This window comes from Puniceibacterium confluentis (assembly GCF_007923445.1).
Classification (GTDB): domain Bacteria; phylum Pseudomonadota; class Alphaproteobacteria; order Rhodobacterales; family Rhodobacteraceae; genus Puniceibacterium; species Puniceibacterium confluentis.
In genome coordinates this window covers 120514-138701 of sequence record NZ_VOJI01000009.1, presented here as the reverse complement: position 1 = coordinate 138701, position 18188 = coordinate 120514, and the positions used below count along the sequence as shown (strand labels likewise).

The following is an 18188-nucleotide window of genomic DNA, read 5'->3' as shown; positions in this document are numbered from 1 at the left end:
TGCTTTTGGCGCGGTTGCCGCGGGTTTGCAAGGCCCGAGGGTGAAACCCTCCGGCCCGCGGCGCGGGCGGCCGCGACTCAGGCCATCTCGATGCGGTAGCTCTCGATCACCGTGTTCGCCAGAAGCTTTTCGCACATGTCGCGCACAGTGTCCTTGCTCGTGCCCTCGGCCAGATCCAGTTCGATCACCTTGCCCTGGCGCACACCCCGGACGCCATCAAAGCCCAGTCCGCCCAGGGCATGGCGCACGGCCTCGCCCTGCGGATCCAGAACGCCGTCCTTGAGCATCACATGCACATGTGCCTTCATCGTGTCGTCTCCGGTCGTGGCAAGGGACGGCGCCCCTGCTTCTTGTCATTTCAATTGCGCGGATCCGGCACCGGTCAAGGTGCCGACAGCTCAGTTGATGAGCTTGGGCTTGGCCATCTGCGTTGCATTCTTCGGCATCACGCCAAGACGCCGCGCCACTTCGGTATAGGCATCGGTCAGATTGCCCAGATCGCGGCGGAACACGTCCTTGTCCAGCTTCTGGCCGGTTTCAAGATCCCACAGGCGACAGGAATCGGGTGAAATCTCGTCAGCCACCACCAGCCGCTGGAAATCGCCGTCGTAGACCCGGCCGCATTCGATCTTGAAATCGACCAGACGGATGCCGACGGCCATCATCACGCCCGAGAGAAAATCGTTGACCCGCAGGGCGAGGCTCAGAATGTCGTCCATGTCCTGCTGGCTGGCCCAGCCGAAGGCGGCGATATGCTCTTCGGTGACCAGTGGATCCCCAAGCTTGTCGTCCTTGTAGCAGTATTCGACGATCGGACGCGGCAGCGGTGTGCCTTCCTCTATGCCCAGACGGGTCGACAGCGATCCGGCGGCAAAGTTGCGCACGATGATTTCCAGCGGCACGATCTCGCACGAACGAACAAGCTGTTCGCGCATGTTCAGGCGACGGATGAAATGCGTCGGCACCCCGATGTTGTTCAACCCGGTCATGAAAAACTCGGAAAGCCGGTTGTTCAGCACACCCTTGCCGTCGATCACGTCCTTCTTCTGGGCGTTGAAGGCGGTGGCGTCGTCCTTGAAATACTGCACGATCGTGCCCGGTTCGGGGCCTTCATACAGGATCTTCGCCTTGCCTTCATAGATTTTCTTGCGGCGTGCCATACGGTCTCTTTCCCTAAGGAGCATTCGGGCCGGAAATCCGCCCGTTTGCGCCGTCATAGTGCATGGACAGCCTTGTCGCAAGCGCCGCTTGGGTTGCGGATGCGGGTGCCGGTGCCGCAGGGGGCGACGCAGATAACTTTTGCCGCCTGCGGGCCACGGGACTTGCACGACAGCCGACGGGACGGCATATCCTGAAGGTAACGGCAAGAACCAGGGAGCCCGAAAGATGACCACATTTGACGACCGTGAACATGCCTTTGAAAACATGTTCGCCCATGACGAAGAAATGAAATTCCGGGCGCAGGCGCGCGCCAACAAGCTGCTGGGTCTGTGGGCTGCGGACCTGATGGGCAAGACCGGCGCCGAGGCTGATGCCTATGCCAAAGAGGTGGTCAAATCGGATTTCGAAGAAGCCGGTCACGAAGATGTGGTGCGCAAGGTTTCCGGTGATCTGGCGGGCAAGGTGAGCGACGACGACATCCGCAGGAAAATGGCGGAGCTGGCGGTCGTGGCAAAGGCGCAGATGGTCGACGAAGCCTGAGCTCTACGGTTCAGGTCGCGCCGACACCGCCGCGCGCCCGCCGATCTGGGATAGAAATTGCGTCGCGCCGGGTTCTGTGAGAAACGGAGCCCGACGCGCAAACCCGCCAGACAGGACCTGAACATGACCAATGCCCTGAGCAAACTTCTTGAAACCAACGACTGGCTGATGGCCGACGGTGCAACGGGCACGAACCTGTTCAACATGGGACTTGGCGCCGGCGATCCGCCGGAATTTTGGAACGAGACCGAAACCGACAAGATCCGCACCCTGTATCGCGGGGCGGTTGATTCGGGCAGCGACATCTTCCTGACCAATTCCTTTGGTGCAAACGCGTCGCGGCTCAAGCTGCACAATGCGCAGGCCCGCGCCTTTGAACTGTCGCGCCTGGCCGCCGAAATCGCGCGCGAGATCGCGGATGGTGCCGGCCGGCCGATCGTGGTGGCCGGCTCGGTCGGACCCACGGGGGACATCATGCAGCCGGTTGGCACGCTGAGCCATGCGGACGCCGTGGAAATGTTCCACGAGACTGCCGAGGGGCTGAAGGCGGGCGGCGCGGATGTGCTCTGGCTTGAAACCATCTCGGCCCCCGAGGAATATCGCGCGGCGGCCGAAGGCTTCAAGCTGGCCGGGATGCCGTGGTGTGGCACGATGAGCTTTGACACCGCAGGACGCACGATGATGGGCGTCACGTCGGCGGATATGGTGCAACTGGCGGGCGGAATCGAAAACGCGCCGCTGGCCTTTGGCGCCAACTGCGGCACCGGCGCCTCGGATCTGCTGCGCACCGTTCTGGGCTTTGCCGCCCAGGGCACCGAAATGCCGATCATCGCCAAGGGGAATGCCGGCATTCCCAAATACCACGACGGCCATATCCACTATGACGGTACACCAGAGTTGATGGCGGATTACGCCGTGCTGGCACGGGATTGCGGCGCCCGCATCATCGGCGGTTGCTGCGGCACCATGCCCGAGCATCTGCGCGCCATGCGTGAGGCGCTTGAAACCCGCCCCAAGGGCGACCGCCCGACTCTGGAAAAGATTGTCCAGGCGCTGGGGCCGTTCTCTTCCGAGGGCGACGGCACCGGCGACGACACTGCGCCCAAACGCGAACGCCGGGGCGGCCGCCGTCGCGGCTAGGCCCGCACCAGGACCGATACAGGACGGGGCCCTTGCGAAAGGGCCCTTTTCTTTTGCAGGGTTCGAACAGTGTCAACGCTCGAACCGTGCCGGACCCCGGGCGTCACCGGTGCGCCGCGAACAAATTCAGCTGATCGCCCGGCTCGGCCGGAGGGCGGAACAGATCACACCTCAACGCTTCGGTGCGGCGGTCCAGCCCCAGCCGCCGCGCCGCCAGTTCGAAACGTCGGGCGATGAGGTGCGCATACGGCCCGTCGCCACGCATCCGGCGGTGCCAGGCGGCGTCATAGTCCCTGCCGCCGTGCATTTCGCGCAGTCGGGCCATCACCCGCGCCGCCCGGTCCGGATAATGCTCGTCCAGCCAGTCACGCCACAGGGCCGACACCTCGTGCGGCAAGCGCAGCATGATCCAGCTGGCCGCTTCGGCTCCGGCGTCCCTGCCCGCTTCGAGGATTGCCTCCAGCTCGGGGTCGGTAAGGGCCGGAACCACCGGTGACACCATGATCCGCACCGGAATGCCCGCTTGGTTCAACCGCCGGATCGTCTCCAGCCGCCGCCGAGGCGCGGGGGCGCGCGGCTCCATCCGGCGCGACAGGTCGCCATCCAGCGTCGTGACGGAAATCCCGACCCGGGCCAGACCGCGTGCCGCCATCGGCGCAAGGATGTCGATATCCCGCTCGATCAGCGTGCCCTTGGTGGTGACCGCGACCGGATGATCGCACTCCGACAGCACCTGAAGGCAGGCACGCGTGATGCCGTGCTGCCGCTCTATCGGTTGATAGGGATCCGTGTTGGTGCCGATCGCCAGCGGCGCGACCCGATAGCCACGCGCCCGCAATTCGCGGCGCAGCACCTCTGGCGCGCCGGGTCGTGCGATCAGCCGGGTTTCGAAATCCAGTCCTGGCGACAACCCCAGCCAGGCGTGGCTCGGACGGGCAAAGCAATAGATGCAGCCATGTTCACACCCGCGATAGGGATTGAGTGACCGGTCAAACGGCAAATCCGGCGAGCGGACGTAATTGATCACGCTGCGCGGCTGTTCGAGCGTGACCTCGGTGCGCAGAACGCCCTGCTCTTCGGGGATGTCCCAGCCATCCGGTTCCCGCACCCGGGCAAGTTTTTCAAACCGCCCGGATTGCGCGCTTGACGCGCCCCGTCCGCGGCAGATCTCCCGGCTGACCCTGTTTGCAAGTTCGCTCATCGGCAAATATTAGAACAATACGGGAACACTTGCAATCCGCAGGCTTGCATTCCACGGCGCTGTCTGCTTAGGCCAGTGTCAACGTCGGGGAACGCGCCGGTCATGTCGCAATCCGCCAAGTGCGGTGGCGCGAAAATGACCAAGTGTCGTTGTCAAGCTTGCAATCCGCGCGGCGCCCGGCATCGGTACAAAGGAACGCTTTATGTCTGAAGAAGACGATATCATCCTGTCGGAACTTGATGACGACGAACTCGTCCAGCAGATGTTCGACGACCTCTACGACGGTCTCAAGGAAGAGATCCAGGAGGGTGTGAACATCCTGCTCGGGCGCGGCTGGCAGCCCTACGAAGTGCTGACCAAGGCGCTGGTCGGCGGCATGACCATCGTCGGCAAGGATTTCCGCGACGGTATCCTGTTTGTCCCCGAGGTTCTGCTGGCCGCAAATGCGATGAAGGGTGGCATGGCCATTCTCAAGCCACTGCTCGCAGAAACCGGGGCACCGACCATCGGCAAGATGGTGATCGGCACGGTCAAGGGCGACATCCACGACATCGGCAAGAACCTCGTCGGCATGATGATGGAGGGCGCCGGGTTCGAGGTGCTGGATCTGGGCATCAACAATCCGGTCGAAAACTATCTCGACACCGCCGAAAGGGAAGGCGCGGACATCGTCGGCATGTCGGCACTGCTGACCACGACAATGCCCTACATGAAGGTGGTCATTGACACGATGATCGAACGCGGCATCCGCGACAATTACATCGTGTTGGTCGGGGGCGCGCCGCTGAACGAGGAATTCGGCAAGGCAATCGGCGCCGATGCCTATTGTCGGGATGCGGCCGTGGCCGTCGAAACCGCCAAAGAATACGTCGCACGGAAGCATAACCGGGCAAAAGCCGGCTGAATGTCGCTGAATTGTGCAGTTTTCGGACCCTGCCGTGTCGGCAGGGTCTTTTTCTTTAGGCGACTCCGCCCCATATTGGTGGGCAGAGGAGATTCGAATGCCAGTTACGTCGTTTGCTTTGACCATTCTTGGCGTGATCTTCGCCGCCGCACTCACTCTGTGGGCAATGACCGCCTGGGGCTTTCTGACCGTCTTCCCGCTCCTGATGGTCGTTGTCCTTCTCGCGCGATGGGCTTTGGGGCATGTGCCCTATGACGACAGCCGCCCCTGAGACCGCCGGCGCCACGGTAGATCCGCCCGACGACACCACGCTGACCCGCAGCGGGCTTGGCCCCCGGGGCTGCGGACAGGTTCTGTTGATCGCCTGTGGTGCGCTGGCAAGGGAAATTCTGGACCTGAAGGCACAGAACGGCTGGGATCACCTGGATCTGACCTGCCTGCCGGCCATCCTGCACAATCACCCCGAAAGGATCACCCAGGCGGTGCGCGACACCGTGGCGCGGCATCGCGGCTCCTATGACAGCATCCACGTTCTGTACGGCGACTGCGGCACCGGCGGCCTGCTGCAGGCCGCCTGCGAGGACATGGGGGTGCAGATGCTGCCAGGACCGCACTGTTACAGCTTCTTCGAAGGTGTCGAGAAGTTTGCCACCCGGGGTGAGGTGACGTCGTTCTTTCTCACCGACTTTCTGGTGCGGCAGTTCGACGCCTTTGTCTGGAAGCCGCTGGGGCTGGGACGGCATCCCGAGCTTCTCGAGATGTATTTCGGCAATTACGAAACGCTGGTTTATCAGGCGCAGACCGATGATCCGGCACTCACCGAACTGGCACGGCACCACGCCGCGCGTCTCGGCCTGACGTTCGAGCGGCGGCTGACAGGATACGGCGACCTGGAAACCGCGATGGCGGGTTGGGCGCGCAGCGCACCGCGCTGACGCTCACCACCCGCCCTGTTATTCCGGTGCGCTTTCGGCCTTCAGCACCATCGACACCGGCACCAGTGCCACCTGTGCCGCGCGATCCTGCAAGCCCCACAGCAGCAGCGCCGAGATCGTGTCGGCACGCAGCCGACCCAGCATGATCACATTGCCGTTCTGCCGGGCACGGAAGGCCGCACCGTCCAGAAAGCGGCGGATGGTGCGGGCATCCTGACCGTCCTGATCGAAATCACGGAACACCGTTGCCGCCGCCACGCCGTCGCGCAGCGCAAGCGCCTGGGCGGTATTCAGGCCGTTGGGCATCAGCACCAGGCCATGACCGCTGTCCTTGACCACCCGGGTCACCTGATCAGAAACCTGCCGCGAACTTTGCAGCCCGCCCGACGGCGGCTCCAGCACCGCCACCGCCTCGGGCACCGACGACAGCGTCGCCTCGAGCGCGACCTCGACATCGCTGGCCTGGGCGCCCGAGGGTACCGCCCCCAGCACGACCACTTCGAACCCCTGGTCCCGGTAGCCCTTCATCCGGGCGGCAGCTCCCGGGCGGCTGGGGTCAATGGCAAAGGTCAGCGGGAAAGGAAACGCGTCCAGCGCGTCCGGCCCAAGCGGGCCGTCCGGGTCGTCGAGTAGCACAATTGCCATCAGCGGCAAATCCGAGTCCAGCTCCAGGTTCACTGCATACCGGCTGAGTGGGGCGTCCGGCGCGGCACTGGGCACAAAGTCCTTTCTGTCCGTGCCGACACTGGGCAGCCGGCTGGCCTGACCGCCGCGATCAACCAGCGATACGCCGGGCGTGCCGATTGCCGGACGCTCGGGTTCGGGAGGCGTGACCGCTGCCACCTGCCCCGGCGCCGGGGCGTCAGCCTGCTGTGTCGGCTCTTCGGCAGGAGCGATGACCGGCAGTCGCGGTGCCCCCTCCGCGTCTGGCTCGGCCACCACAAGGCCGCTGTTCTCTTGCGGCACCTGCGGCACCGGCGGCTGTGCCGGTTCGGTTGTGACGCTTGGCTCGGGCTCGGTGCGTGGCGCGGCGGGAACCTGGCTCTGGATGGTCGGCATCACCGGTGTGTCGGTCGAAACCGCCACCGCCGTGGTGGCGTCCGGCTCCTGCGGCGGCGGCAGCGCGGCGCTGTCGTCGGCGACGTCGGGCACCTCACCCGGTGTGGTGTCCGCAGCCTCCCGCGCATCGGCATCGACGCCCGTGGGCGCGTCCAGCGCACTGGCGTCCGGCACCATAATTCCGGCTTCGTCCCCCGGGCGCACAGCCGGCGCGGGAGGTGCGACGGCCGCGGTCTCGGGAGTCGGCGCGGGCTCGAAACGCAGCGGCGGCGAGTCGGGCAGCACCGCATCCTGTGGCATCTCGGCCGTTATCGGGCTGTCCTCGGCCTGCACGGCCTTCGGCGGAACATTTGCGATGTCCGTGGTTCCAGCTGGATCCGCAGGCATCGCGGCAGTGTCCGGGTCCGGCGTAACCACCGGTGCGGCCGAGCCCTTGGGCATCCCGGTTCCGTCCAGCCCGCCGACATATAACGACAGGGCGGCCGCACTGGCCACCGCTACCGCAGCGCCACAGACTGCCCCTGCCAACAAACCTTTTGCCATGTCTCTGTACCCTTTGCTGCCCAGACCTTCTGCACCCGCGACCTCGTTCCTTCGGGCCGGTTGTGACATGCGCCCCTTGACGCTGTGCCACCTGCCTGCGCATGTATATCGCGACCTGGCCCATGCAGGCCAGCCCTGCAATAAAGAAACGCTTATGCTGCTGCTGATCGATAACTATGACAGTTTCACCTACAATCTTGTCCATTATCTGGGCGAGCTTGGGGCCGACGTGAAAGTTGCCCGCAACGATGCGCTGAACGTGCAGGAGGCGATGGCGTTGAATCCCGCCGGCATCCTGCTGTCACCGGGGCCGTCCGACCCGGATCACGCCGGCATCTGCCTGGCGCTCACCGCCGCCGCGGCCGAAACCGGCACGCCGCTGATGGGGGTGTGCCTCGGGCATCAGACCATCGGTCAGGCGTTTGGCGGCCAGGTGGTGCAGCATGACCAGATCGTGCATGGCAAGATGGGGATCATGCACCACAGCGGGCGCGGCGTGTTCGCCGGCCTGCCCACCCCGTTTGAGGCGACGCGCTATCATTCTCTGGTTGTGGCCCGGGACACCCTGCCCGATTGCCTCGAGGTCACGGCCGAGCTCGAGGATGGCACCATCATGGGGCTGTCGCACCGCAGTCAGCCGATACACGGCGTACAGTTCCACCCGGAATCCATCGCCTCGCAGCACGGTCACGCGCTGCTGAAAAACTTTGTCGATCTGCTGAAAGTCCCTGCATGAGCGATCTGCTGAAACCGCTGATCGGCGCCGCCGCCGACCGTCCGCTGACCCGTGCCGAGGCGGAAACCGCCTTTGGCATCCTGTTCGCCGGCGAGGCGACGCCGTCGCAGATCGGCGGGTTGCTGATGGCAATGCGCACGCGCGGGGAAACGGTCGATGAATATTCCGCCGCCGCCTCGGTCATGCGTGCAAAATGCCACCGCGTCGCCGCCCCGGACGGGGCGATGGACATTGTCGGCACCGGCGGTGACGGCAAGGGCACACTGAACATCTCGACCGCCACCGCCTTTGTGGTGGCCGGTGCCGGGGTGCCTGTGGCCAAGCATGGCAACCGCAACCTCAGCTCGAAGTCCGGTGCGGCAGACGCGCTGGGCCAGATGGGCATCAACGTGATGCTGGATGCGGCCCGCGTGGAAGCCGCGCTGCGCGAGGTCGGCATCTGTTTCATGATGGCGCCGATGCACCATCCGGCCATGGCGCATGTCGGCCCGGTCCGCACCGAACTGGGCACCCGCACGATCTTCAACATCCTCGGGCCGCTGACCAACCCCGCCGGGGTCAAGCGCCAGCTCACCGGCGCGTTTTCACGCGACCTGATCCGCCCGATGGCGGACACGCTGGCGCAGCTCGGCTCGGACAAGGCCTGGCTGGTGCACGGCTCTGACGGCACCGACGAGCTGACCATCACCGGAGTCAGCTGGGTGGCCGGGTTGGAAAACGGTTCGGTGCGCGAATTCGAGATCCACCCGGATGACGCCGGCCTGCCGGTGCACCCCTTCGCGGATATCGTCGGTGGCAGCCCGCAGCAGAACGGCGCCGCCTTCCGCGCGCTGCTGGCAGGCGAACCCTCGGCATATCGCGACGCGGTCCTGCTGAACGCCGCGGCCGCACTGGTCGTCGCCGACCGCGCCAGCTCACTGCTGGAAGGCGTTGAAATCGCAAGGGCCAGCATCGACAGTGGCGCGGCTCTGGGAAAGATCGAAGCGCTTGCACGCGCCACGCAGAATGCCTGATCCTGCGATCCCCGACGCCTGGGCCGACCTGCCGTTCTTCCAGCGCGACCTGCCCGGCATCCGTGAAAAACTGGCCGCCGAACGGCGCATCGTCCATCCACCGGCATCGCAGATATTTCGCGCGCTGGAGCTGTCGTCCCCGGCCGCGACGCGCGTGGTGATCCTCGGTCAGGATCCCTATCACACGCCGGGCAAGGCCGACGGCCTGGCCTTTTCGATTCCGCAGGATTTTGGCGGCAGACTGGACAGCCTTGGCAACATTTTCAAAGAGATACAGTCGGATCTTGGCGCGGGTCGCACGCGCACGGACCTGACGGACTGGGCCAGACAGGGTGTCTTGCTGCTCAACACCGCGCTGACGGTGGCCGAAGGGCGAGCACATGCCCATGCCAAGCTTGGCTGGCACGCGCTGACCCGCGAAGTGCTGGGTCGCCTCTCCGGTCATCCCCGCGCGTTTGTGCTTTGGGGCAACCATGCCCAGAGCTTTGCAACAGCGATCACCGGGTCGGATCACCTGATCCTGAAGACGGCTCACCCGTCGCCGCTGTCGGTGCATCGCGGCTTTTTCGGTGCGCGACCCTTTTCCCAGATCAACGCTTGGCTTAAAGCCAGAGGCGACACACCGATCAAATGGACGGACCCATGACCGAGACCATTCTCGACAAGATCAAGGCCTACAAGTTGCAGGAAGTCGCTGCCGACAAGGCCGCAATGCCGTTTGCCGCCGTCGAAGCCGCCGCTAAGGCCGCTGATCCGGTGCGCCCGTTTGCGCAGGCATTGATCGCCGCGCAGACCGGGGGCTATGGACTGATCGCGGAGATCAAGAAAGCTTCTCCCTCCAAAGGGTTGATCCGGAAAGATTTCAACCCGCCCCTGCTCGCCCGGGCTTACGAGACCGGAGGCGCCACATGCCTTTCGGTTCTGACGGACACCCCCAGCTTTCAGGGCAAGAAGTCCTATTTGACCGAGGCCCGCAGTGCCACGTCGCTGCCTGCTTTGCGCAAGGACTTCATGTATGACCCCTATCAGGTGGCCGAAGCCCGCGCGCTGGGAGCCGACTGCATCCTGATCATCATGGCGAGCGTCTCGGATGTTCAGGCGGCAGAGCTTGAAGCCTGCGCCTTTGATTGGGGAATGGATGCGCTGATCGAGGTGCACGACCAGCCGGAACTGGATCGCGCCTTGCGGTTGAAGTCGCAGTTGATCGGCGTGAACAACCGCAACCTCAAGACTTTCGAGACCAGTCTGGACACGACGCGCACGCTTTCACGCGCTGTGCCTGCCGGGCGGATGCTGATATCCGAGTCCGGCCTGAACACCCCGTCGGACCTGGCCGACATGGCCGGATATGGCGCGCGCAGCTTCCTGATCGGGGAAAGCCTGATGCGGCAGGCAGATGTGGCGCAGGCCACCCGCAGCCTGCTGGCAAACCCGGTGGCGGCATGACAGGCCTCAGCCATTTCGACGCCAAGGGCGACGCCCATATGGTCGATGTCTCGGACAAGGCGGTGACAGCGCGGATCGCCGTGGCCGAGGGTTACATCAAGATGGCGCAGGAAACCTATGATATCATTACCGAAGGGCGCGCAAAAAAGGGCGACGTCATCGGCATCGCCCGCATCGCCGGCATCATGGGCGCCAAGAAGACGGCGGATCTGATCCCGCTGTGCCATCCGCTGCCGATCACCAAGGTGGCGGTGGAATTAATCCCGGATCCGACTCTGCCGGGGCTGCGGATCGAGGCCACGGTCAAGACGACCGGGCAGACCGGGGTCGAAATGGAGGCGCTTTCGGCCGTCAGCATCACCGCGCTCACCGTTTATGACATGGCCAAGGCCGTCGACAAGGCGATGGAAATCGGCGGAATCCGCGTCCGACTCAAGGACGGTGGAAAATCAGGACGTTACGAGGCGGAATGATCTCTGTCAGCGCCGCCCTCGAGCAGCTATTCGCGCTGGTCACACCGCTGGACACCGAAACGGTTCCGCTGACCCGGGCGTTGGACCGGGTGATGGTGGTCGACGCCACCGCGGAACGCGATCAGCCACCCTTCGCCGCCTCGGCGATGGACGGTTACGCGGTGGTCCGGGCCGAGCCGGGCACAACCCTTGCAGTCGTCGGGGAATCCGCCGCCGGCCACCGCTTTGACGGGCAACTGGGCGACGGTCAGGCGGTGCGCATTTTCACCGGCGCGCCAGTGCCCCCGGGCGCAACGCGCGTGATCATCCAGGAGGATGTGATCCGCACGGGCGATTCCATAACTTTGGGAGCAAAGCTCGATACCTCCGACCATATCCGCCCGGCGGGCAACGATTTTTCCGCCGGTTTCAGGGTACCGTCGCCCCGCCGCCTGACCCCCAACGATATCGCCTTGCTGGCTGCGATGAATGTCAGCCGGGTCACGGTCACACGCCGCCCGGTGGTCGCCCTGATCGCAACCGGAGACGAGCTCGTCATGCCGGGCGAGAAGCCCGGCCCGGACCAGATCATCGCCTCGAACACCTTCGGGCTCTACGCCCAGATGTTGCAGCTGGGCGCCGATCCGCGTCTGCTGCCCATCGGGCGCGATACTGTTGTCTCGATGCGCCAGGCGCTGGATCTGGCGGTCGGCGCGGATCTGATCATAACCGTCGGCGGCGCCTCGGTGGGCGATCATGACATCCTGGGTAGGATGGCCCAGGAGCTGGGGCTGGAACGGTCGTTCTACAAGGTGGCCATGCGACCGGGAAAGCCTTTGATGGCAGGGCGTTACGGCGTGTCCTTGATGATCGGACTGCCCGGCAATCCCGTATCGGCCATGGTCTGCGGCCATGTCTTCGTGGCCCCGGTGGTCCGGGCCATGCAGGGTCTGCCCGCCGTTCCTGCACCGCGCCGGCACGCGCCGCTTGCACATGCCATTGCCGCCAACGGGCCGCGTGAGCATTACATGCGCGCGATCCTTGGGGCCACGGGCCTGCGCATCTTTGAGCGACAGGACAGCTCGCTGCTCAGCGTGCTGGGCGAAGCGAATGCGTTGCTGGTGCGTGCCCCCGATGATCCGGCCCGCGCCGTCGGCGCGGAAATGCCGTTCATCCTGCTGTAATCCCAGTTCAATTCCGATCCTCGTTTGCGCCCTGCCGCGTCCGTGACCGCACGAATGCAAACAGCTGGCGTTGACACAAAACGGGAACATGGATAGAACAAATCGGAACTGAAGTGAGGACCGGGCCATGCTGACCAAAAAACAACTCGACCTTCTGGCGTTCATCAACAAACGGGTGTCACGTGACGGGGTTCCGCCCAGCTTTGACGAGATGAAAGAGGCGCTGGACCTGCGCTCGAAATCCGGCATCCACCGGCTGATCACGGCGCTGGAGGAACGCGGATTCATCCGCCGTCTGGCCCATCGCGCCCGGGCCATCGAGATTGTCAAACTGCCCGACAGCATGTCCGCCAAACCGGCCGGCTTTACCCCCCGGGTGATCGACGGAGACCGCCCTGACAGCGTTCCTGACGATGCCCTGCCCATCGCCGCCATCCATGCAATGGAACTGCCCCTGGTCGGGCGCATCGCCGCAGGCGTCCCGATCGAGGCGATGAACGACCCCGCTCCGGCAATTGCGGTGCCCGGTGGGATGCTTTCCGGATCGGCGCGGCACTATGCGCTCGAGGTCAAAGGCGATTCGATGGTCAACGCCGGGATCAACGATGGCGACGTGGTGGTGATCCGGGAAACCAGTCAGGCCGAAAACGGCGATATCGTCGTCGCGCAGATCGAAGGCTATGAGGCGACGTTGAAACGGTTTCGGCGCGACGGGGGCACAATTGTTCTCGAAGCGGCCAATCCGGCCCATGAATCGCGGCGCCTGCCGGTGGGGGATGTCACCGTTCAGGGCAAACTCGTCGGTCTGATCAGAACATACTGAGCCTTCGGCGGGCTCTTTGGTGCCCCATGCCAAAGGCGGTGTCCGGTGACGTCGGAGACACTGCGCAACCGAAGACCGTCCGGGTGCGCATACATCGCCGTCGCTCCGGTCTGTGACAGCTTTGCGGGATCGAACGTCAGGCAGGGAAGCGGCGCGGCGAGCGGTGTGCTGGACACGACGATATCGTCCTTGTCACATCCGGCAAACGCCTTGAGTGCCCGCTTGCCCTGGACGTGCACCAGGCGGAACTCTGCCAGATCGTAGGTCGCTATCCCCTGCCCGTCCTGCCTGGGCCAGCGCGCTGCCGCCTGCGCCTGAGCCACGCCGTCGCCGTCATTTTCCAGCCAGTTGCCGGCCACAAAGCCCGCGCCGCTGGACCTGGACAGGGCGCGTCCCGCCGCGGTCATCACCCCCACCAGGCCGCCGTCCTCGGAGATGAGCACCAGGGGGCGCGCGCTTTGCTGCCACAGAACGACCGCGACGATCATCGGCACGGCCCCGAACAGGCGGGCACGTCCCTGCCACAGGATGACGAACAGAGCACCCGAGGCAAGAAGCGGCAAGACCGGTTGCACCGGGGCCGCCACCTGGCCGACCGACCCGTCAGCGCCCGCGACGGCATGCGCCACCCACAGGATCCACCTCAACCCCAACTGCATCGGCCAAAGTCCGATCCAGTCAAGGCCAAAGGGCATCAGCAGCGCAGCCACAACTGCGGCCGGCATGACCAGAAGCCCCATCAGCGGCACGGACAGCAGGTTTGCCACAAGCCCGAAATGCGAGATCTGATTGAAATGCGCCATGCCGATGGGCGCAGTCGCGGCCCCGGCCACGAAAGAGGACAGAAAGAGCGCCAGAACCGGCGCCAGCCAGCGCGGCGCGCGCCATCCCTCGGGAAGATTGCGCATCATTGCAAAGACGGCGACCAGCGCGGTGGTGGCGGCAAACGACATCTGAAACCCGGGACCGAGCAACGCCTCGGGCCAGAGACCAAGCACCAGCAGCGCGGCCATCGCCACGGCGCGCAGCGTCAGCGCCCTGCGGTCCAGCGTGATGGCGATCAACGCGACGGCAACCATGATGAAGGCGCGCTCGGTTGCGATATTGCCGCCGGAAAGCACAAGGTACCCGGCAGCCCCCGCGAGGGCGCCGAGAGCGGCGAACTTCTTTATCGGCCAGCGCAACGCCAACGGTGGCACCATCAGGAACATCAGTCGCAACGTTGCAAACAGGAAACCTGCCAGCAGCCCCATGTGCAGTCCGGAGATCGCCAGCAAATGCGCCAGGTTGCTGTCCCGCAAAGCCTGCAACGTGTCCTGACCGATGCCGGACCGGTCACCGGTCATGATCGCGGCAGCAAAGGCGCCGGTCTCGCCCGGAAGCGCGTCGCGGACATGGCCCGACAGCGCCATCCGGGCGGCAAACACCGGCAACGCGCCGCCCGGGGGGGCGAGAGTCACCACCGGCACCCGCGTGTATCCCACTGCGCCGATGCGCTGGAACCAGGCGTTGCGCCGGAAATCGAACCCGCCTGGTTCGACCGGGCCGTTGGGCGCCGAAAGGTGCCCGGTGGTCATGACGACCGCACCAGGCACCGGGACGAACGCTGTCCTGCCGTGCAGCGACACACGCACCCGCAGAGGGGTGCGCTTTGGTGCCATGCGTTCCAGCACCACCTGATCCAGAGTCAGCCGCAGGGCATCGGACGCGGACCGGTCAATCTTGACGATCCGGCCTTCGATCGGGCCATAATACCGAAATGTCAGCAACGGCCCGGCAACCTGATGTGCTCTCGCGCCGGCCAGTGCCAGTCCAATCAGAACCAGCGCCAGACCGCAGGCCGCAGGTCCGGCAAGGATCCCGAACCGGCGGCAGGTCAACAGGCCCGCCACTCCCAGCGCGCAGGCGGTCCACAGCACCCAGAGGGGCGGTTCAAAGCGCAGGGAAAAATACCATCCGATCCCCAGAGCAAGGAAAACCGGTGTCCAGTGGAACAGATGTCCGCGCTGGAGCAGCAGGCTGTCGATCAAGGCGTTGACGCCGCGCCGCAATGGTTGTCCCCGTCCCGGTGCTTGTCCTCATCCCGGTGCATGGTTAAGGAATGCCCAACGCTAGCCCCGCCGCGGTTATCAAAAGGTTAATGCCCCCATGTCCCAGCAGATCGTCACCCGTTTCGCCCCGTCCCCCACCGGATATCTGCACATTGGCGGTGCCCGAACCGCCCTTTTCAACTGGCTCTATGCCCGGGGGCGCGGTGGCAAATTTCTGCTCCGGATCGAAGACACCGACCACGCCCGTTCGACACCAGAGGCCACCGCCGCGATCCTGCGCGGGCTCGACTGGCTCGGGCTTGATCACGACGGCGAGGCAGTGAGCCAGGCCGCCGGGGCCGCGCGCCACGCCGAAGTGGCGCACCAGATGCTGGCGGACGGCAACGCCTACAAGTGCTTTGCCACGCAGGACGAAATCGAAACCTTCCGCGAGACGGCCCGGGCCGAGAACCGCTCGACCCTGTTCCAAAGCCCCTGGCGAGACGCCGATCCGGCGACCTTTCCGGACCGGCCTTATGTCGTCCGCCTCAGGACTCCGACCGAGGGCGTGACGGTGATCCGGGACGAGGTGCAGGGCGATGTGACCATCCGCAACGATCAGCTCGACGACATGGTCCTGCTGCGCAGCGACGGCACGCCGGTCTACATGCTGGCCGTGGTGGTGGATGATCACGACATGGGCGTGACCCACGTGATCCGTGGCGACGACCACCTGAACAATGCGGCCCGCCAGATCGGCATCTATACTGCGATGGGCTGGGATATTCCGGTCTGGGCCCATATTCCGCTGATTCACGGACCGGACGGCAAGAAGCTGTCCAAGCGCCACGGTGCCCTCGGGGTCGAAGAGTATCAGGCCATGGGCTATCCGGCCGCGGGGATGCGCAATTACCTCGCCCGGCTGGGCTGGAGCCACGGCAACGACGAATTCTTCAACGATTCCCAAGCGCGGGAATGGTTCGATTTGTCGGGAATCAACAAGTCACCTGCACGTCTCGACTTTAAAAAACTGGAAAACCTGTGCGGGCAGCATATCGCGGTGGCTTCCGATGCTGCACTGCTGCATGAATTGCAGGCGTATTTGGCAGCTGCGGAAAAATCCCCCCTCAGTGAGGCACAGGCACGGGGCATCGAACGGGCGCTGTACTGCCTCAAAGATCGCGTGAAGATATACCCTGAACTTATTGAAAAGGCACATTTTGTATTGACCTCTACCCCTTTGTCCATGGACGAGAAAGCGGCGAAGATGCTGGATTCGGTATCCCGTGGTATACTGCTTGCGTTGACGCCGCAGTTGCAAAATGCTAGCTGGACCAGAGACGAATTGGAGGCGGTGCTGAACCGTGTTGCCGAAGAAAACGGCACCAAATTCGGCAAGCTGGCCGGTCCCTTGCGGGCCGCGCTGGCAGGCCGGACAGTGACGCCGAGCGTATTCGACATGATGTTGGTCCTGGGCCGCGACGAAAGCATTCTTCGTCTGTCCCAGGCCGCGGCTTACGAGGGATAGGAGCCACTGGGTTCACCCTTGCCTGAGCTGCAACTGGTTACTTGGCCCGGGCGCCCGCCCAGGCGGATTGAGACGAAGGGAACTTCCATGGCTGACTCCACCAAGACTGCGACCCTTACAATTGACGGCACGTCTTATGACCTGCCGATCCACTCGCCCACAGCGGGGCCAGATGTGCTCGACATCCGCAAGCTCTACGGCCAGGCGGGCGTGTTTACCTATGATCCGGGCTTTACGTCGACCGCGGCCTGCGACAGCACCATCACCTTCATCGACGGCGACAAGGGCGAACTGCTGCACCGAGGCTATCCGATCGACCAGCTGGCGTCGAAGTCCCACTTCCTCGAGGTCTGCTATCTGCTGCTGTACGGCGAACTGCCCTCGGGCAAGCAGCTCGAAGATTTCGAGAACCGCGTCACCAACCACACTATGCTGCACGAGCAGATGCAGAACTTCTTCCGCGGTTTCCGGCGCGACGCGCACCCGATGGCGGTTATGGTCGGTGTGGTCGGAGCGATGTCGGCCTTCTATCACGATTCCACGGACATCTCGGACCCCTGGCAGCGCGAAGTCGCCTCGATCCGCCTGATCGCCAAGATGCCGACCATCGCGGCCTGGGCCTTCAAGTATCACGTCGGCCAGCCCTTCGTGTACCCGCGCAACGATCTTGACTATGCCTCGAACTTCCTGCGCATGTGCTTTGCGGTCCCGGCCGAGGATTACGTGGTCAACCCGATCCTCAGCCGCGCCATGGACCGGATCTTTACCCTGCACGCCGATCACGAACAGAACGCTTCGACCTCGACCGTGCGGCTGGCGTCCTCGTCCGGCGCCAATCCCTTTGCCTGCATCGCCGCCGGTATCGCCTGCCTCTGGGGGCCCGCACACGGCGGCGCCAACCAGGCCTGCCTCGAGATGCTCAAGGAAATCGGCACGGTTGACCGCATTCCCGAATTCATCGCCCGCGCCAAGGACAAGAACGACCCCTACCGTCTGATGGGCTTTGGCCACCGGGTCTACAAGAACTTCGATCCGCGCGCGACGGTGATGAAGCAGTCCGCCGACGAAGTGCTCGATCTGCTCGGGGTCGAGAACAACCCGGTGCTGCAGGTTGCCAAGGAACTGGAAGCCGCGGCCCTCGCCGACCCGTACTTTGCCGACAAAAAGCTGTTCCCGAACGTCGATTTCTATTCGGGCATCATCCTCGAGGCCATGGGCTTTCCGACTTCGATGTTCACACCGATCTTTGCGGTCGCCCGCACCGTCGGCTGGATCTCGCAGTGGAAGGAACAGATCAGCGATCCGCAACTCAAGATCGGTCGCCCGCGCCAGCTCTACCTTGGCGCCACCGCCCGCGACTACATCGATATCGAAAACCGCTGAACCAGCGCTTTTGACATCAAAAAAGGGCGCGGGGAACAACCCCCGCGCCCTTTTTGACGCACCGCCTGAACCCTTTGACAGCGACTGCACATTCTCCGGGTGTCAAATAT

The 18188-nt window shown here is 64.3% G+C and carries 19 protein-coding genes; 14 read left to right on the top strand and 5 right to left on the bottom strand.

Annotation, left to right across the window (positions count from 1 at the left end):
* Window positions 1-77: 77 nt before the first annotated feature.
* Both purS and purC read right to left on the bottom strand, forming a co-directional pair.
* Window positions 78-308 carry a phosphoribosylformylglycinamidine synthase subunit PurS gene (gene purS, locus FOY53_RS12085; protein ID WP_146589130.1) on the bottom strand — a complete coding sequence of 77 codons (231 nt, stop codon included), beginning with the start codon at window positions 306-308 and terminating at the stop codon, window positions 78-80.
* Between the two features lie 90 nt (window positions 309-398).
* Complete coding sequence (gene purC / locus FOY53_RS12080) at window positions 399-1160, bottom strand: phosphoribosylaminoimidazolesuccinocarboxamide synthase (RefSeq protein WP_146589128.1); 762 nt, start codon at window positions 1158-1160, stop codon at window positions 399-401.
* A gap of 226 nt (window positions 1161-1386) precedes the next feature.
* Between purC and FOY53_RS12075 the strand changes: the two genes are divergently transcribed.
* Together FOY53_RS12075 and bmt are read left to right on the top strand one after the other, a co-directional pair.
* The gene (locus tag FOY53_RS12075; protein WP_146589126.1) at window positions 1387-1701 is read left to right on the top strand and encodes a DUF1476 domain-containing protein; all 315 of its coding nucleotides are present in this window, start codon (window positions 1387-1389) and stop codon (window positions 1699-1701) included.
* Between the two features lie 123 nt (window positions 1702-1824).
* Window positions 1825-2841, top strand: a complete 1017-nt coding sequence (bmt, locus tag FOY53_RS12070; RefSeq protein WP_146589124.1) for a betaine--homocysteine S-methyltransferase — start codon at window positions 1825-1827, stop codon at window positions 2839-2841.
* Between the two features lie 103 nt (window positions 2842-2944).
* On the opposite strand, the gene FOY53_RS12065 is transcribed toward bmt, so the two are convergent.
* The gene (locus FOY53_RS12065; RefSeq protein WP_146589122.1) at window positions 2945-4042 is read right to left on the bottom strand and encodes a PA0069 family radical SAM protein; all 1098 of its coding nucleotides are present in this window, start codon (window positions 4040-4042) and stop codon (window positions 2945-2947) included.
* A 202-nt stretch (window positions 4043-4244) separates the two neighbouring features.
* Here FOY53_RS12065 and FOY53_RS12060 point away from each other — a divergent pair, with 202 nt between their 5' ends.
* The 3 genes from FOY53_RS12060 to FOY53_RS12055 all read left to right on the top strand — a co-directional run bounded on the left by FOY53_RS12060 (window position 4245) and on the right by FOY53_RS12055 (window position 5881).
* The gene (locus tag FOY53_RS12060; protein WP_146589120.1) at window positions 4245-4946 is read left to right on the top strand and encodes a corrinoid protein; all 702 of its coding nucleotides are present in this window, start codon (window positions 4245-4247) and stop codon (window positions 4944-4946) included.
* A 97-nt stretch (window positions 4947-5043) separates the two neighbouring features.
* Window positions 5044-5217, top strand: a complete 174-nt coding sequence (locus FOY53_RS23085) for a hypothetical protein (protein ID WP_186766591.1) — start codon at window positions 5044-5046, stop codon at window positions 5215-5217.
* Window positions 5198-5881 (top strand): DUF1638 domain-containing protein, encoded by a 684-nt coding sequence (locus FOY53_RS12055; RefSeq protein WP_146589118.1) that lies wholly within the window; start codon window positions 5198-5200, stop codon window positions 5879-5881. The genes FOY53_RS23085 and FOY53_RS12055 overlap by 20 nt, the downstream gene beginning before the upstream one ends.
* An 18-nt stretch (window positions 5882-5899) precedes the next feature.
* On the opposite strand, the gene FOY53_RS12050 is transcribed toward FOY53_RS12055, so the two are convergent.
* Entirely contained in the window at window positions 5900-7483 is a 1584-nt protein-coding gene (locus FOY53_RS12050) for a polysaccharide deacteylase family 2 protein (RefSeq protein ID WP_186766590.1), read from the bottom strand.
* A 154-nt stretch (window positions 7484-7637) separates the two neighbouring features.
* On the opposite strand from FOY53_RS12050, the gene FOY53_RS12045 reads away from it, so the two are divergent.
* From FOY53_RS12045 to lexA, 7 genes are all read left to right on the top strand, one after another.
* Window positions 7638-8219, top strand: a complete 582-nt coding sequence (locus FOY53_RS12045) for an anthranilate synthase component II (RefSeq protein ID WP_146589115.1) — start codon at window positions 7638-7640, stop codon at window positions 8217-8219.
* On the top strand, window positions 8216-9232 hold the full coding sequence (gene trpD / locus FOY53_RS12040) for an anthranilate phosphoribosyltransferase (RefSeq protein WP_146589113.1): 1017 nt from the start codon (window positions 8216-8218) through the stop codon (window positions 9230-9232). Before FOY53_RS12045 ends, trpD begins: the two co-directional genes overlap by 4 nt.
* Window positions 9225-9878: a uracil-DNA glycosylase gene (locus FOY53_RS12035; RefSeq protein ID WP_146589111.1), complete on the top strand. Its 654-nt coding sequence runs from the start codon at window positions 9225-9227 to the stop codon at window positions 9876-9878. The genes trpD and FOY53_RS12035 overlap by 8 nt, the downstream gene beginning before the upstream one ends.
* Complete coding sequence (gene trpC, locus FOY53_RS12030; RefSeq protein WP_146589109.1) at window positions 9875-10678, top strand: indole-3-glycerol phosphate synthase TrpC; 804 nt, start codon at window positions 9875-9877, stop codon at window positions 10676-10678. The genes FOY53_RS12035 and trpC overlap by 4 nt, the downstream gene beginning before the upstream one ends.
* On the top strand, window positions 10675-11151 hold the full coding sequence (moaC, locus tag FOY53_RS12025; protein ID WP_146589107.1) for a cyclic pyranopterin monophosphate synthase MoaC: 477 nt from the start codon (window positions 10675-10677) through the stop codon (window positions 11149-11151). Before trpC ends, moaC begins: the two co-directional genes overlap by 4 nt.
* Window positions 11148-12314, top strand: a complete 1167-nt coding sequence (locus FOY53_RS12020) for a molybdopterin molybdotransferase MoeA (RefSeq protein WP_146589105.1) — start codon at window positions 11148-11150, stop codon at window positions 12312-12314. The genes moaC and FOY53_RS12020 overlap by 4 nt, the downstream gene beginning before the upstream one ends.
* 127 nt (window positions 12315-12441) lie before the next feature.
* Window positions 12442-13137, top strand: a complete 696-nt coding sequence (lexA, locus tag FOY53_RS12015; protein WP_146589103.1) for a transcriptional repressor LexA — start codon at window positions 12442-12444, stop codon at window positions 13135-13137.
* On the opposite strand, the gene FOY53_RS12010 is transcribed toward lexA, so the two are convergent.
* Window positions 13101-15188, bottom strand: a complete 2088-nt coding sequence (locus FOY53_RS12010) for a ComEC/Rec2 family competence protein (protein WP_246107370.1) — start codon at window positions 15186-15188, stop codon at window positions 13101-13103. The two genes, lexA and FOY53_RS12010, sit on opposite strands and share 37 nt — an antisense overlap.
* 97 nt (window positions 15189-15285) lie before the next feature.
* Between FOY53_RS12010 and gltX the strand changes: the two genes are divergently transcribed.
* Both gltX and gltA read left to right on the top strand, forming a co-directional pair.
* Window positions 15286-16695, top strand: coding sequence for a glutamate--tRNA ligase (gene gltX, locus FOY53_RS12005; protein WP_146589101.1), 1410 nt, complete (start codon window positions 15286-15288; stop codon window positions 16693-16695).
* Window positions 16696-16782: 87 nt separating this feature from the next.
* Entirely contained in the window at window positions 16783-18078 is a 1296-nt protein-coding gene (gltA, locus tag FOY53_RS12000; RefSeq protein ID WP_146589099.1) for a citrate synthase, read from the top strand.
* The last annotated feature ends 110 nt before the right edge of the window (window positions 18079-18188 follow it).

Excerpts from the sequence above, each read along its gene's own strand:
- purC (WP_146589128.1), bottom strand. The coding sequence starts at position 1,160 with ATGGCACGCCGCAAGAAAATCTATGAAGGCAAGGCGAAGATCCTGTAT.
- FOY53_RS12055 (WP_146589118.1), top strand. The coding sequence starts at position 5,198 with ATGACGACAGCCGCCCCTGAGACCGCCGGCGCCACGGTAGATCCGCCC.
- FOY53_RS23085 (WP_186766591.1), top strand. The coding sequence starts at position 5,044 with ATGCCAGTTACGTCGTTTGCTTTGACCATTCTTGGCGTGATCTTCGCC.
- gltX (WP_146589101.1), top strand. The coding sequence starts at position 15,286 with ATGTCCCAGCAGATCGTCACCCGTTTCGCCCCGTCCCCCACCGGATAT.
- trpD (WP_146589113.1), top strand. The coding sequence starts at position 8,216 with ATGAGCGATCTGCTGAAACCGCTGATCGGCGCCGCCGCCGACCGTCCG.
- lexA (WP_146589103.1), top strand. The coding sequence starts at position 12,442 with ATGCTGACCAAAAAACAACTCGACCTTCTGGCGTTCATCAACAAACGG.
- FOY53_RS12020 (WP_146589105.1), top strand. The coding sequence starts at position 11,148 with ATGATCTCTGTCAGCGCCGCCCTCGAGCAGCTATTCGCGCTGGTCACA.
- bmt (WP_146589124.1), top strand. The coding sequence starts at position 1,825 with ATGACCAATGCCCTGAGCAAACTTCTTGAAACCAACGACTGGCTGATG.
- gltA (WP_146589099.1), top strand. The coding sequence starts at position 16,783 with ATGGCTGACTCCACCAAGACTGCGACCCTTACAATTGACGGCACGTCT.
- moaC (WP_146589107.1), top strand. The coding sequence starts at position 10,675 with ATGACAGGCCTCAGCCATTTCGACGCCAAGGGCGACGCCCATATGGTC.
- FOY53_RS12075 (WP_146589126.1), top strand. The coding sequence starts at position 1,387 with ATGACCACATTTGACGACCGTGAACATGCCTTTGAAAACATGTTCGCC.
- FOY53_RS12050 (WP_186766590.1), bottom strand. The coding sequence starts at position 7,483 with ATGGCAAAAGGTTTGTTGGCAGGGGCAGTCTGTGGCGCTGCGGTAGCG.
- FOY53_RS12065 (WP_146589122.1), bottom strand. The coding sequence starts at position 4,042 with ATGAGCGAACTTGCAAACAGGGTCAGCCGGGAGATCTGCCGCGGACGG.
- FOY53_RS12060 (WP_146589120.1), top strand. The coding sequence starts at position 4,245 with ATGTCTGAAGAAGACGATATCATCCTGTCGGAACTTGATGACGACGAA.
- purS (WP_146589130.1), bottom strand. The coding sequence starts at position 308 with ATGAAGGCACATGTGCATGTGATGCTCAAGGACGGCGTTCTGGATCCG.
- trpC (WP_146589109.1), top strand. The coding sequence starts at position 9,875 with ATGACCGAGACCATTCTCGACAAGATCAAGGCCTACAAGTTGCAGGAA.
- FOY53_RS12045 (WP_146589115.1), top strand. The coding sequence starts at position 7,638 with ATGCTGCTGCTGATCGATAACTATGACAGTTTCACCTACAATCTTGTC.
- FOY53_RS12035 (WP_146589111.1), top strand. The coding sequence starts at position 9,225 with ATGCCTGATCCTGCGATCCCCGACGCCTGGGCCGACCTGCCGTTCTTC.